At 46.1% G+C, this 13,265-nt stretch carries 10 protein-coding genes, 1 pseudogene and 1 other annotated feature (1 of these 12 running past the window's edge); of the genes and pseudogenes, 3 read left to right on the top strand and 8 right to left on the bottom strand.

Translation table 11 applies throughout. The features are described 5' to 3' along the window. Positions 1 to 35: 35 nt before the first annotated feature. The 3 genes and pseudogenes from RE628_RS08920 to pyrR form a co-directional block, all read right to left on the bottom strand. Positions 36 to 1,328, bottom strand: a complete 1,293-nt coding sequence (locus tag RE628_RS08920) for a dihydroorotase (protein WP_309158405.1) — start codon at positions 1,326 to 1,328, stop codon at positions 36 to 38. Positions 1,329 to 1,412: 84 nt separating this feature from the next. Further along, a pseudogene (locus tag RE628_RS08915) lies at positions 1,413 to 2,325 on the bottom strand (aspartate carbamoyltransferase catalytic subunit). Position 2,326: 1 nt separating this feature from the next. Continuing rightward, the gene (gene pyrR / locus RE628_RS08910) at positions 2,327 to 2,872 is read right to left on the bottom strand and encodes a bifunctional pyr operon transcriptional regulator/uracil phosphoribosyltransferase PyrR (protein WP_309158404.1); all 546 of its coding nucleotides are present in this window, start codon (positions 2,870 to 2,872) and stop codon (positions 2,327 to 2,329) included. Between the two features lie 536 nt (positions 2,873 to 3,408). Here pyrR and RE628_RS08905 point away from each other — a divergent pair. Continuing rightward, positions 3,409 to 4,011, top strand: a complete 603-nt coding sequence (locus RE628_RS08905) for a TetR/AcrR family transcriptional regulator (RefSeq protein WP_309158403.1) — start codon at positions 3,409 to 3,411, stop codon at positions 4,009 to 4,011. A gap of 19 nt (positions 4,012 to 4,030) precedes the next feature. Further along, positions 4,031 to 5,197 carry a YhgE/Pip domain-containing protein gene (locus tag RE628_RS08900; protein WP_309158402.1) on the top strand — a complete coding sequence of 389 codons (1,167 nt, stop codon included), beginning with the start codon at positions 4,031 to 4,033 and terminating at the stop codon, positions 5,195 to 5,197. A gap of 73 nt (positions 5,198 to 5,270) precedes the next feature. On the opposite strand, the gene RE628_RS08895 is transcribed toward RE628_RS08900, so the two are convergent. The 3 genes from RE628_RS08895 to lspA form a co-directional block, all read right to left on the bottom strand. Continuing rightward, complete coding sequence (locus tag RE628_RS08895; protein ID WP_309158401.1) at positions 5,271 to 6,524, bottom strand: LL-diaminopimelate aminotransferase; 1,254 nt, start codon at positions 6,522 to 6,524, stop codon at positions 5,271 to 5,273. Positions 6,525 to 6,794: 270 nt separating this feature from the next. Next, on the bottom strand, positions 6,795 to 7,715 hold the full coding sequence (locus tag RE628_RS08890) for an RluA family pseudouridine synthase (protein ID WP_375143102.1): 921 nt from the start codon (positions 7,713 to 7,715) through the stop codon (positions 6,795 to 6,797). Between the two features lie 17 nt (positions 7,716 to 7,732). After that, positions 7,733 to 8,230 (bottom strand): signal peptidase II, encoded by a 498-nt coding sequence (gene lspA / locus RE628_RS08885; protein ID WP_309158399.1) that lies wholly within the window; start codon positions 8,228 to 8,230, stop codon positions 7,733 to 7,735. Between the two features lie 203 nt (positions 8,231 to 8,433). Between lspA and RE628_RS08880 the strand changes: the two genes are divergently transcribed. Next, positions 8,434 to 9,165: a TraR/DksA C4-type zinc finger protein gene (locus tag RE628_RS08880; RefSeq protein ID WP_309158398.1), complete on the top strand. Its 732-nt coding sequence runs from the start codon at positions 8,434 to 8,436 to the stop codon at positions 9,163 to 9,165. Here the strand turns inward: RE628_RS08880 and RE628_RS08875 are convergent. Continuing rightward, on the bottom strand, positions 9,152 to 9,460 hold the full coding sequence (locus RE628_RS08875; RefSeq protein WP_309159415.1) for a DUF5665 domain-containing protein: 309 nt from the start codon (positions 9,458 to 9,460) through the stop codon (positions 9,152 to 9,154). The two genes, RE628_RS08880 and RE628_RS08875, sit on opposite strands and share 14 nt — an antisense overlap. Positions 9,461 to 9,880: 420 nt before the next feature. After that, positions 9,881 to 12,973 carry an isoleucine--tRNA ligase gene (gene ileS / locus RE628_RS08870; protein WP_309158397.1) on the bottom strand — a complete coding sequence of 1,031 codons (3,093 nt, stop codon included), beginning with the start codon at positions 12,971 to 12,973 and terminating at the stop codon, positions 9,881 to 9,883. Positions 12,974 to 13,023: 50 nt separating this feature from the next. After that, positions 13,024 to 13,265, bottom strand: a binding site (T-box leader) (it continues 45 nt past the right edge of the window).

The raw sequence follows: 13,265 nt of genomic DNA, 5'->3' as shown, positions 1-13,265 counted from the left end.
CTATATTCTCTAGATCATCCTTCATTAACTTCCTTTTACAAAGTCTCGCTCCAGACCAGCTTCCCGGCAACAATCGTATCTGTCGGCCAACCCTTCAACTTCCAGCCAGTAAATGGTGTGTTGCGTCCCTTCGAGGCGAACGTCTGTGGATCAACACTGCGTTCTTGCTCGAGATCGATGATGGTCAAATCGGCAGTAGCACCAGGCGCAAGCTTTCCGACCGACAGTCCGAATACCCGAGCTGGGTCAGATGTCATCCGTTTGACTAGCATTTCAAGGCTCCAGCGACCTGTTACAACGAACTTCGTATATAGCAGTGGGAAGGCTGTCTCGAATCCGACGATCCCAAATGGTGCTTGGAGCATGCCCTTGGCCTTCTCCTCTTCACTATGCGGAGCATGATCTGTAACGATGATATCGATCGTGCCATCCTCAAGTGCTGCAATGCATGCTTCAACATCCCGCTTGGATCTTAGTGGCGGATTCATCTTCCAATTAGCGTCCAGACCAGGGATGTCCTCTTCGGACAGAACTAAATGATGTGGACAGATTTCCGTGGTCACGTTGATGCCGATCTCCTTTGCCTGGCGAATTAGGCGGATCGACTGCTCTGTACTGACATGGCATACATGATAGTGCACTCCTGTTGCTTCAGCGAGCAGAATATCACGGCCGACATGAATTGCTTCCGATTCATTTGGTATTCCCTTGAACCCATGCTTTCTGGCAAATTCACCTTCGGCAACCGGTGCTCCTTCCACCAAGGAGTCATCTTCACAGTGCGCGATTACCGGCATTCCCATGGAAGCGGCTTTGCTCATCGCGTCCTTCATCATTTGAGCGTTCTGTACACCTACTCCGTCATCTGTAAATCCGATCGCACCGGCTTCCTTAAGAGCTGCGAAGTCGGTCAACTCCCGGCCTAGCTCACTCTTCGTGATCGCCGCATAAGGCAGCACATTCACTAGTCCGGCCTCTTTCGCTTTCTCTTGAACAAGCTTTACCGTATCTGGATTATCCGTAACCGGTCTTGTATTCGGCATACAAGCGATTGTCGTAAATCCGCCTTTTGCCGCAGATCGAGAACCTGTCTCGATCGTCTCTTTATGTTCAAAGCCCGGTTCGCGCAGATGAACATGCATATCGATGAACCCTGGTGTCACAAGCTTGCCATTAGCCTCAATGACTTTGACATCCTTATCGAGATTTATATCCGCTTCTGCGCCATCCTCCACTTTATCGATTACACCGTTCTGCACATAGATTGTTTTTAGTTCCAGCTGTCCGTTCTCGTTCAATACCTTTGCATTACGAATAATGAGTTGCATGGAAGATACACCGTCCTTATAGTCGTTAATATGTCTGAAGTTAATTTAGTAGAAAATTGATATTGTTCGGTCGCAATCTGCAACCTACTTCATCGCCCGTTCCATGACGGCCATCCGAATGGGTACGCCGTTCGCCATTTGTTTGAAAATCCTTGACTGCGCATGCTCGACCACCGCGTCATCAATCTCCACATTTCGGTTAACCGGTGCAGGATGCATGATGATCGTGTGCGGAGCAAGATTGTTCGCTCTTTCCAAGGTTAAACCGTACTGCTGGTGGTAATCTTCCTTAGATTTGAATATTCCTTCCGTATGCCGCTCCAGCTGTACACGCAGCATCATTACAACATCGGCGCAGAGCGCCTCTTCCATCGAAACATAAGGAGCGTATTCAGCCAACTCCGGAGCTCGCATAGTTACCTGGCGCGCAGAACTTCACTTCTGCTCCGAACTTCTGCAATGCCCACAGATTAGAGCGCGCTACCCGGCTATGCTCAATATCGCCGATAATCGATACCTTAAGGCCTCTCAAATCACCAAAATGCTGCTTCATTGTATATAAGTCAAGTAACGCCTGTGTAGGATGCTCATTTCTACCATCCCCCGCATTGATCAGCGGAATAGAAAGCCGTTCCGCAAGTTCCTCCAACACACCTGAAGGCTCGAGGCGAATGACTCCTGCATCGATTCCCATAGATTCTAGCGTTCGAACCGTATCGTAGATAGTTTCTCCCTTCTCCACACTAGAAGAGGTCGCTGAGAAGTTAAGAACCTCCGCGCCCAGCCTTTTCTGTGCCATTTCAAAAGAGAAGCGAGTACGTGTACTACTCTCAAAGAACATGTTAGCCACGAATTTATCCTTTAGCACTGGAACCACTTTATCTGTCTGACTGTCCCAGAACGCTGCCCGTTCCAGGATCGAATTAATTTCAGCTGCGCTTAAATCTTTTAATCCGAGTAAGCTATGTTCCTTAAGAGCCGATACGGTCGTTATCATCTTAGCGTCCTCCCCGTTGCTGCAAAATTCTGACTTCGTCGCTTCCATCGTTCTCCTGCAAGAGCACTTCAATCTCTTCGGCTCTCGAGGTCGGCACGTTCTTACCGATATAATCCGGACGAATTGGGAGCTCACGATGCCCACGGTCAGCTAGAACTGCTAATTGAATTGCTTCAGGTCTTCCGCAATCCATAATCGCGTCCATTGCTGCTCGTATCGTACGTCCCGTGTACAGAACATCATCAACCAGGATGACAACCTTGCTATGAATGGAAACTGGGAAACTCGCTTTCTCTGTTCCTCTCTCTTCGCTGGAACGATCGTCCCGGTAAGAGGTCACATCCAGCTCAACCCAAGGGATCGAGGCGCCTTCAATATTCTCCAGCCGCTCAGCCAGACGCTTTGCTAGGAATACCCCTCGAGTCTTGATCCCAGCTAATACACAATTCTCAATTCCTTTATTTCGTTCGATAATCTCATGTGCGATTCTTGTCAGCGCCCGTCTGATTGCTGTTTCATCCATAATGACATGGTTTTCTACTTCCATCTCAAATGCCTCCTCGGGATTGATTTATTCCGGTTCCGTGAAAGGCGCATAAAAAAACTCCTTGCCTGATCAGGCAAGGAGTCTCTTGGTCACAGTAAATAACTATGACTGTCATAAGGATCCCGGACATAATCACTAAACATAGTGTGCCCAGTTATCCCCTTCACGTTACCTTGCCAGTCTCACGGGACTGAATTAAAGGTGCTATTTCATTTATGTGAATTATGACAGATTGCAACTTCTGTGTCAAGATAATCCGCCTGGAAATACGAGACATTAGGCCAGGAATTTCTCAGATCAATCCCTGCTAGAGTGAGATGGAATTTCGTTAGTTATAAATATACATTATTATTAATAATTATTCAATCTTATTTTTTGTAACAGTTCCATTTACGTTAACTCTAATCACATTCCCTAGCAATTTATCGCCCCTTCGAAAATCCGAGAAATAATGTAACTAGAAAATTAATTGACAAATTTCATAAATGAGATTACTTTATTTATTGATCAATAAATAATAAAGGTGCTGATTCAACATGTCATCCAAAGATGTATCGCCATCACGCAAGGATCAAATCATTGATGCTGCCGTCACCTCCTTTGCCGAATATGGTTATTACAAGACAACGACGGCCAATATAGCGAAAGAAGCAGGTGTGACACAGCCATATGTCTTTCATTTCTTCAAATCAAAAGAAGAACTATTTATTGCCGTCCTAGAACGTGCCAAAGGTAAAATTGAAGAAACGTTTGTCCGTGTAGAAGCTCCACCTGAACAACTTGTAGAAGTGATGGGCCGTGCTTTTGGCGACTTGGTCAAAACCCACCGAGATGAGATGCTCGTTACGATGCAAGCATTTACGACTTCCGAACCCGGTATCCGTGCGATTGTACGCGATCATTTCACCTCCATTCACCAGACAGTTGCTCAGCGTTTCGAAAAGCGGGAATACCCAACGCCAAATTTGCAGCGAGCATGTTTATCGGCTCAGGACTCATTATCACGATGTCCGAAGTGCTCGAAGCTCCTGAACTTTCCCCATGGTCTAACAAATAGTTTTCATCTATATGGTTGTACATTGCTGCCTCTTACCGGAGGTTGCATTTTTTTGAAATCTCATTTATTGATTGATAAATAAAAAAGAGGAGTGTTGTTTGATGAAATCTATCAAATCTGCTTTTAGGGCTTTACTGAAATCTCCATTGGTTATCATAGGGACAATTACAGCGCTTATTTTTCAAATTTTATTCAGTTTGATTTGGCTCACGGGTTACGATCATATTACGAACAATGTGAACCGATTTGCGATTGCGATCGTGAATGATGATCAGGAGATTGGAACAACAGCCGTGCAGACCATGATGACGAAGCTGCCATTTGTAATGAAGCAAGAAAATAATCTTGACCATGCGATGTCTGAACTGGATGAACGCAAACTACAAATGGTCGTTCATATTCCGAACAATTTTACACAGTCCATAAAAAACCCCTCCCAAAAAGCTGTTATTACGTACTCCATGAACGAGTCCAATCCAACAATGGTCAAAAGTGTCATGCAAACAGTAGTTCATCAAATTTCAGCTTCCCTCAACGAACAGGCGGTACAATCCGGGATCACATCTGTTCTGGAGCAAGCACATATTCCTAATTCCCAGGCGCTCCAACTTTCACAATCCATGTCTTCACGGATCGATGCTGATTTGAACTATATTCATCCCATCGCCAATTTTTCACATACCATGGTACCTATGATGCTTGTACTCGCTTCCTTCACGGGATGCATGTTGTTTGTTATGGAAGTCAATAAAGCCGCTAAACTGATCAGACAATTATATAACCGTTGGACATTGTTTGCGGCCCGATCACTACTGAACATCGCAACATCTTTATTGATTACAACCGTTAGCACCGTCATGGTTACTCTAATGGGCGTTCATTCCAAGCAGGGATTCGCTATCATGTGGATGTTCCAGCTTGTATATGTCATTACGTTCTTATTTGTCGCTCAACTCTCATTCTATATCTTCAGTGATGCGGGCGGATGGATCAATATTGCGCTATTGTCCATGCAGCTCATTACATCTGGAGCTATGGTTCCACGCGAATTGCTACCGACCTTTTACCAATTCATTAGCGATTATTTCCCTGCTACCTTTGCAGTTGTCGGCATTATGAACTTAGTAAATGGCGGGCCAGCTTCGTCAAGCGCAACCCTCTCTCTCTTGCTCATATTGCTGTCCGTCCTGGTTATAACGACACTGATTGTTGGAGGAACGCAACTACTGCAGCGCAAGCCTAAGGAGACAATTCAAATGGCTTCTTAGGAAACAAGAAAAGCGCCAACCCCCGGAAAATTAGGGCGATCTGGCGCTTTTCATTATATTTCTCTATAATTCCTCAAAACTGGAAGTTGACTTGACTTAAACGTCGCTTAATTTCAGCAATGACAGATTGTTCCTCATGGGTCCCGCTGGCTTCAAATGTAACTGAGAACCGGACATAATGTCCGGCATCGTCCCATGGGACCGTGGAGATTAACATTTCCCGGATCAAATACTGTGAGAAATCCTCTGCTGATTCGAATCTTGGACCGCCATCAACTCCTTTGGGAATCGCAACATAGAGGAAGAAGGAACCTTTTGGCTTTACTGCGCTAAACCCAAGTTCATTTAGTGTGGTCACCAAAAGATTATGGCGCCTTGAATATTTAGCCGCGATCGCTTCTGTAATTTCTGGGTGAGCCAAACCGTGAATGGCAGCCTTCTGGATTGCAATAAATTGGCCAGAGTCGTTGTTATCCTTAACGTCGCTGAACGCTTTAACGATCAATGGATTACCTGCAACAAAGCCGATCCTCCAACCAGTCATATTATATGATTTTGAGAGAGAATGAAGCTCAACCCCAACATCCTTCGCTCCAGGTACAGACAGGAAGCTGAGTGGCCGGACTCCATCATAAGTTAACGCTGCATAGGGCGCATCATGAATGACAATCACATTATATTTGCGAGCCCAGGCTACAACCTCAGTGAAGAATTCCACTGTAGCACATGCTCCTGTTGGATTGTTAGGATAATTCAAATATAGTAGCTTTGCCTTTAACGCAATATCCTCCGGGATAGAATCTAGATCCGGTAGAAAATGATTTTCCACTGTAAGGGGTACGGTATATACACTTCCGCCCAAATACTGAGTATGAGTTCCGAGAATCGGATACCCCGGTACCGTCATAATCGTAATATCTCCGGGATTGATGAAGCATGTAGGCAGCATAGCTAATGCCGGCTGAGAACCAATGGAATGGACAATCTCCGTCGCTGGATCAATTCCATCAACCTGAAATACCTCTTGCAAATACCGAGCGGCTGCGATTTTAAATTCTGCGATCCCGTTATCGGCATAGCCGCGGTTTTCCGGTTTTGCTGCCTCCTCCGCCAGTTTGGCTACAATTCCTTCATCCGCCATCTCATCCGGCTCGCCTACACCCATATCGATTAACTCCAGCTCAGGGCGTTCTTTCTTTGCAGCAGCCTTGGCTCGTTTGATTTTCTCAAATTTATAAATAGCCGTATCTTTACCGTAATTCGCCCCGCCAATGCGCTCTGCGAACTGCATCTGAATATATGTCTTTTGATACATCTCTACGCTCATGATTTCTCCATCTCCTTATGAACAACCTTTTGCAGTCTATATTCACAATCAGTTGCACAGCATTTCACTGACTAACCTACATTAATACTATAACTATGCTGTAAAAATGATCTTTAGAGAATGGATTAATCGCCGCATCGTTTGTACTTTTTTGCAATAAATTTCTGATCGCCTTATGTCTTTAAATAAAAAAACAGCACCTCCAGCATAGGATTATAACAATCCCATTACCAAAGATGCTATTAAGTATACATTTAACATTAGCTCAACTTAGCGGCTGCGAAGCGATTGTAGCACCATTTCCATATCGTCAGGGATCGGTGCTGCGAACTCAATATATTCTCCGCTGGAAGGATGAATGAAACCAAGTACGGCGGCGTGAAGCGCCTGCCCATCCATTTTAACCCCTTTACTACGTCCATACATAGGGTCACCGACTAAAGGATGGCCGATAAATTTCATATGTACCCGGATTTGATGGGTCCGCCCAGTCTCCAACTTAAGTTCAACCAGCGTGTAGTCGCCAAAACGTTCCACCACATGAAAATGTGTTACTGCTTGCTTGCTGTTCTTCTCGATCACCGTGTACATTTTGCGATCATGAGGATCACGTCCAATCGGTGCATCGATCGTACCTTGATCATGGCTCAGATTACCGTGGACCAAAGCAAAGTACTTGCGCGTCACTGAATGTTCCTTTAATTGAGCTGCTAATGAGGCATGCGCTTTATCATTCTTAGCTGCCATTATCAGACCAGAAGTGTCCTTGTCGATTCGATGGACAATCCCTGGTCGAAGCTCACCATTGATACCTGACAAGTCCTTGCAATGGAACATCAAGGCATTGACTAGCGTACCTGAGGCATGTCCTGGTGCTGGATGCACGACCATGCCACGCGGTTTATTCACGACAATGACATCCGCGTCCTCATAATATACATCGAGCAATATATCCTCGGAAATGATCTCTGCTGCTTCCGCTTCCGGAATGGTCAGCGTCACCTGATCCCCTGGATTTACTTTATAATTTGCTTTAACAGATTCGCCATTCACAAGGATATGCCCATCCTCAATCCACAACTGGATCGTACTGCGTGAATACTCGTCCCCAAGCTGATCTTTGACAAACTTATCGATCCTGTTCTTCTCATTTGCTTCCCATTCATACGACGGAAGTTCAGACTCGATCATTTCATGCTGTTCCAAATTCATAGCTGCTCCTCTTGCTCCTGACCTGTACTTGATGTTTGCTTCTCTTTGCGGATATCAAGCAAGGAATCAAGCACAATGAGAATAACACCGATCACAATGCAAGAATCCGCGACATTAAAGATCGGAAACGTATACGAACCGAAATTCAACTGCAGGAAATCTACAACTTCGCCATTTACAGCACGGTCCAGGAAATTCCCGACTGCGCCGCCAAGCACCAGCGAGAGCGCGATAGGCAACAGTCTCTTGCCTGTGCGTCTGATTCTCTGCAAATACCAAATGATACCTACTACCACAACCACTGTAATCACAATAAAGAACCAACGCTGCTCCTGCAGAATACCGAATGCTGCGCCGCGATTACGGCTTGATGTAATGAGGAAGAAGTTGCCGATTACCGGAATCTGCTCACCAATCATTAATTGAGTGGCGATTAAATACTTCGTACCTTGGTCAATTAGAAACGCAACCAATGCGATCAAAAAATAAATCACGCGGGAATTCACCTCATTCTTTCATTTCCCTGCTGAATTTACCGGCAGGATTCACCACATGCAAGACCTGTCTATTGTAGCATAGCAAGAGGAAACACGTCCATGCGCGAAAGGATTTTCCTTAGGTAAAACGTCACGGTTTTGCGCAAAATATCGCTATAACAAATTCCCTAATGGTCTTTCCTGAGAAAGGAGTTCTCGATATGCCCCATTTATCCGAGCATCAGCTTGCTGAGCTAAGAACCAAATTGAACAACTCCCTACACGACATCAAGGAGCGGCTGACTAATAATGATCATTACGGGCTGCAGGATTCACTCCGCGACACCACAAATGAGCTATCTACCCTAGATAATCATCCAGGGGATCTCGGTTCCGAGGTGTATGAGCGCGGCAAGGATTTGGCACTTATTGAGCATAATGAGCTGCAATTAACCCGTATTGAAGCCGCATTGCAGAAAATGGACAATGGAACCTACGGAATCTGTTCCACCTGTGGCAAGCCGATTAGCTTCGAACGGCTAAGCGCTATTCCCGAGACCACTTATTGTAAAGAGCATAGTCCGCAAACCTTTCACTCTGTAGCTCGTCCTGTCGAAGAACAATTCCTGTATCCCCCATTTGGACGAAGTAGTCTGGATGAACACGAATACAACGGGTTCGACGGTGAAGACGCCTGGCAGATTGTCGAGAGCTTTGGGAGCTCTAATACACCAGCTATGGCAGAAGGTCGGGATATATCGGATTATAACGATATGGAGATCGAAGCATCGGCTGAGCTGGACGGATTTGTTGAACCATTGGAGAGCTTCATCGCTACCGATATATATGGTGAAAATGTTTGCTTTTATCGTAGCAAAAGCTGGAAGCAATCCATGGATGCCGGCGATTATGTAGATGATGATGATCTGGAAGGTGGTCCTAATACGTATTAAGCTCAAGCTGGCGTTGAACGATCCGTACAATATCGGCGATATAATCACCAATAATCGGCAAATTCAATGCCCCTAACACCTGTAAAACATAAATAATAGTTGCCGCAAAAAAAGTAAAACCCACGGCAATTCCAACGCCGCGTGCTGTACCTGATAATATATTGAGCCAAATGAGACGCCATGGACGGTTCAGCAGCTCGGTGTATTGAGCAATCCGTGATCTTTCAAGCTGCTGCGTCCACTTTAGGGTTAGATTATACATGTCTCTGATTTGCTCTTCGCATGTCTCCGGCATTGCTGTATGCTGAGTTGGATCTTCAGCTTCTGTTGTTTTCTCCGGGCTGACATTTGGCTTTCCTTTACGCCGAATCATTCCGGGCACCTCCGTTACACATAAAGAAACGAGCTTGGGACTGCTTTGAGCACCCCAAGCTCGTTCTTTGGGTTATTTGTTATTATAGCCTAAGTGGAAGTTCAAAATTCCGCTTTTGATCACGAAGTGAATCGAGAAGTTGATTCGGCTTCGAATCTTGAATTCAACCGGGGTCTCCGGTGCTCTCGTACCTACTACGTACGCTCCGCTCCTCAACCCCTAGCTTCATTCAACTGAGGCGTTTTGAAAAAACGCACATCGTAAGCATAAGCTTTGGTGCTGAAAACCGAAATGTTTGAACCTATATTGGAACTTGGAAGTTCAAAATTCCGCTTTTGATGTTTAGGCTTCGATATGAACTCCGATCGTTTTCGAACCAAGCTCAATCGTCTCCGAACCAGCAGGTTTACCGAATGAGACATTGGTAATGAGCACATTCTCACGAAGCACATGTTCAAAAGCGACGATCGCTGCCTTCAGCTCATCATCCACATCAAGCGTCAGATGAACTCTCTTCTCAATCGGCAGATCGAGCTTCTTCCGCGTATCCTGTACCGCACGTACCACCTCACGAACCCATCCTTCTTGCTCGAGTTCTGCAGTAATATCTGTATTGAGTGCCACAGTCAAGCCATAGCCTGAAGCGGAGGCGAAACCTGTTTTTGCTTGCTTCTCAACTAGCAATTCCTCTGAAGTAATCTGAAGCTCTTCACCTTCAGGTGATGTAATGTTCATATATCCATCTGTAACAATCTGACGCGTCTGGTCAGCTGCTAGGTTCTTGAGATGATTCTGCAGGAAGCCAATGTTCTTGCCATATTTCTTACCAGCAACGCGGAGATTCATCTTAAGCGTAAAGTCAACAAATCCACTATCGCTGTGTTCGACTTCAATTTGCTTCACATTGATCTCATCCTTGATGATCTCTTCGTATTCTGCAAGCGCAAAGTCACGATCCATAGAGACAATCAGGCTGGAGAGAGGCTGGCGTGTCTTGATACTCGTCTCATTGCGGACATTACGTGCCAACTCAACGATCTGCCGCGCTGTCTCCATATCCTGTTCCAATGCCTCGTCGATCATCGCTTCGTCGCAAACTGGATAATCGGTAAGATGTACGCTCTCTCCACCACCTAGATTCGTGAAGATGTCCTCGGCTAGCATCGGTGTGAACGGAGCCATCAGCTTAGACAAGGTCAGTAGTACATTAGTCAATGTCTGATATGCCGACAGTTTGTCTTCACCAAGTCCACTGCCCCAGAAACGGTCACGCGAACGGCGGATGTACCAATTGCTCAACTCATCGATGAAGTTCTCAATTGCTTTGGACGTATTCACGAAGTCGTTAACAGCAACGCCTTTGTCTACGAGACGGATCAGGCTGTTCAATCTGGATAGAATCCAGCGGTCCAGCTTGTTGCTGGAAGGACGGTAAGGATGCTCTTCCGGCTTGTAGCCGTCGATGCCAGCATAGAGAGTCAGGAACGCATGAGTGTTAACAAGCGTATCAACCACTTTAGATTTGGCTTCAGCTACAATTCCCTTGGAGAAGCGCTTATTATTCCATGGTGCGCTATCGGACAGCAGTGACCAACGGAAAGCATCTGTACCAAGCTCATTGATGATCTCCCATGGGTTGATGACATTACCCTTGGATTTCGACATCTTCAAGCCGTTCTCATCCAGAACAAGCCCTGTTGCGATGACCGATTTGTATGGCGCCTTTCCAGTAAACAGGGTCGACACAGCGAGCAAACTATAGAACCAGCCTCTTGTCTGGTCGATACCTTCACAGATCATGTCTGCCGGGAATTGGCTTGCAAATGTCTCTTCGTTCTCAAACGGATAATGATGTTGGGCAAATGGCATGGAGCCACTGTCGAACCAGACGTCGATCACTTCCGATGTCCGCTCCATAACTCCGCCTTCACAATGTGGGCAGCTTACCTTCACTTCATCCACAAATGGTTTATGGAGTTCTAAATTCTCGCTAACCTCTCCAATTGCATGAGCACGCAAATCAGCTAGACTGTGTGGAGCAAATTGACCACCGCAGTCCGAGCAGACCCAGACATTAAGCGGCGTTCCCCAATAACGGTTACGGCTAATATTCCAGTCAACCAATTCCTCAAGGAATTTACCGAAGCGTCCGTCACGAATATGCTCAGGATACCATTGCACCGTGTTGTTATTAGCAATCAGTTGGTCTTTGACCGCAGTCGTCTCAATGAACCAGCTCTCCATGGCATAATAGAGCAGCGGTGACTTACAACGCCAGCAGAACGGATAGCTATGCTCGTACTTCTCCTTGCTGTAGAGCAGACCTTTCTCGGACAGAGTCTTAACAATGTCCAGATCGCAATCCTTAACGAAGCGTCCAGCGAAGTCGCTAACTGTATCTGTGTATCGGCCTTGGCCGTTCACTACACTAATGAAGCTAATGCCGTTCTCACGGCAGGTCCGGTAGTCATCTTCCCCGTGAGCAGGGGCCATGTGAACGATCCCTGTACCGCTTGTGTCGGTAACATAAGAGGCACCAACAATGACATTAATCTTATCAGCCTGAATATAAGAAAATGGTGGCGTATAGGTTTTTCCGACCAGATCGCTTCCCTTAAGGCTGGATACAACGCTGTAGTCACCCTTCATGACCTTCTCGACAAGGTTTTTAGCGACGATGTATACTCCATCCTCCTGCTTCACCCGTACATATTCCATCTCAGGATTAACCGCTAGAGCGACGTGCGCCGGCAGAGTCCATGGCGTTGTAGTCCAAGCAAGCACATATTCACCGCTGTCATCCAGCTTGAATTTGGCTGTGGCACTCAGATCCTTCACATCCTCATAACCCTGAGCTACTTCATGAGAGCTGAGTGTCGTCTGACAGCACGGGCAGTAAGGGCTAACGCGATGACCACGGTAGAGCAATCCTTTATCGTGAATCGTAGCTAGAATATTCCACACGCTCTCGATATAGTTATTTTCCAGCGTAATGTATGGATGATCTAGATCGGTCCAATAAGCGATAGCTTCGGTAAATTCCCGCCACTGCTTCTCATAGCCGAATACGCTGTCCTTACATTTTTTAACGAATTCCTCGACACCGTAGTTCTCGATTTCCTGTTTGCCCGAAATACCCAATTCCTTCTCAACGCCGAGTTCAACCGGTAATCCATGCGTATCCCAACCCGCTTTACGAACGACGCGATATCCCTTCATCGTCTGGTATCTGCCGATAAAGTCCTTGATTACCCGACCCAATACATGGCCGATATGCGGTAGACCATTCGCAGTTGGAGGTCCTTCGAACAATACATAGTTCGGACGGTCTGCACGATTCTCGATACTCCGCTTGAACGTGTCCTCCTTCGACCACTTGTTCAAGATACGCAAATCACGATTGCGCGCCCCTTCTTTAACATCCACTTTTTGCATCTTAATACTTCTTCCCTTCTTCATGGAAAATAAAAAAAGCCCCATCCCTAAAAAGGGACGAGACTCTAACTCGCGTTACCACCCTTGTTCCATATCGCTATCGTACGCACGAAATGAATTCATGCGCTTAAGCCATATGACACTCAGCTCCATACATACATATGGGTTCGGTATAACGGCCGACCGCCGGCAAAGGCTTACTTCTTCTTCAGAATTTAACTTCAGCCCTGCTTCTCCGGGAGGATATTCCGTTTGCGACCTGAACATTGGCTCTCACCATTCGCCAACTCTC

Origin of the sequence: Paenibacillus sp. D2_2 (assembly GCF_031199965.1) — a bacterium.
GTDB lineage: Bacteria > Bacillota > Bacilli > Paenibacillales > Paenibacillaceae > Fontibacillus.
Note: the sequence above shows the minus strand (reverse complement) of the source record. Positions and strands in the feature narration are given on the sequence as shown.